Consider the following 589-nt stretch of genomic DNA (forward strand, 5'->3'; position numbering starts at 1 on the left):
TACAAAGGCGACCAGACTGTTACTACCGGCATCAAGGAAGTCGCCGGTGGCGAGCACTTCGAGAACCTGGTTCCAGGTACCGATAAAGTCACCACCGTCGTGACCGACACACCGGGCACTGATAACACCACGACAGTGACCCTGACTGCTCCGTCGGAAGTGAGTGAAGGTGGGAAAATCACCTACACCGCCACGCTTTCTAATAAAGCGGATACCGACGTCACCCTGACACTCGACAACAAGCAAACCATCACCATCAAGGCTGGCGAAACTGTCGGCACCGTGACAGTGGACGCCCCAGGCGATGACGTGTTCATCGACAAGAGCACCCAGACCGTCCAGATCACCGGCACCGATGGTGGCAACTTCGAGAAGCTTGTCGTTGCAGGCGATGGCGCGACTACCACCATCAACGACACCATCGACAAGGTCGATGTGGTGCTGACCGCAACCAAAACCGTGGGTGAAGGCGGCCAGATCGTCTACACCGCCACCCTTGTGGATAAAAACGGCGCACCCGTCACTAACACCACGGGTCCGCTGACCATCACCTTGGATAACAACCAGGTCATCACCATCGGTGTGGACA

The 589-nt window shown here is 56.9% G+C and carries 1 protein-coding gene; it reads left to right on the top strand.

What is annotated here, in order from left to right:
* The coding region (locus HBO12_RS28190) for an immunoglobulin-like domain-containing protein (RefSeq protein ID WP_346343206.1) at positions 1-589 on the top strand (589 nt) is incomplete at both ends.

It is taken from the genome of Pseudomonas sp. WS 5059, from assembly GCF_012985525.1.
GTDB lineage: Bacteria > Pseudomonadota > Gammaproteobacteria > Pseudomonadales > Pseudomonadaceae > Aquipseudomonas.